The organism is Bacillus sp. DHT2, from assembly GCF_026241455.1.
GTDB lineage: Bacteria > Bacillota > Bacilli > Bacillales > Bacillaceae_G > Bacillus_A > Bacillus_A pseudomycoides.
Genome location: NZ_JAPHWH010000090.1, coordinates 1 through 391 on the forward strand (window position 1 = coordinate 1; position 391 = coordinate 391).

Consider the following 391-nt stretch of genomic DNA (forward strand, 5'->3'; position numbering starts at 1 on the left):
TCTGGATTTAAAAAGAATGATGATCCATTCTCTAATTCAGGTCAACCAATTGATATTTCGGACGACGATTTACCATTTTAATGGGGGAGATCTTTGTACAAAAGGAGGAATCAATAGATGGAAGAAAAACAGTATCCCTTTTCACAAAGGTGTAAAGAGATTGTTATTATGATTGTAAGCTTTTGGTTTATAATGTTTTCAATCTTTGGAGAAATCTTGTTACAATGAAAAATGGCATAGGGTATAAAATATAGAGCTATAGATTATATAAGACCTGTGGTGTGATGTCAAGTAATGATTCTAGTAATTTAAACACTTAATTTGTTATTTCAGCTTAAAAAAGGCAATACGAAACTAGACCATTAACAATTTGTAAATTAATGGAATATAG

Annotated in this window: 1 pseudogene; it reads left to right on the top strand. The window is 29.9% G+C overall.

Features of this window, described 5'->3' with window-relative positions:
* Positions 1-81, top strand: a pseudogene (locus ORL93_RS31045) (single-stranded DNA-binding protein); the annotation flags it as partial.
* Between the last annotated feature and the right edge of the window lie 310 nt (positions 82-391).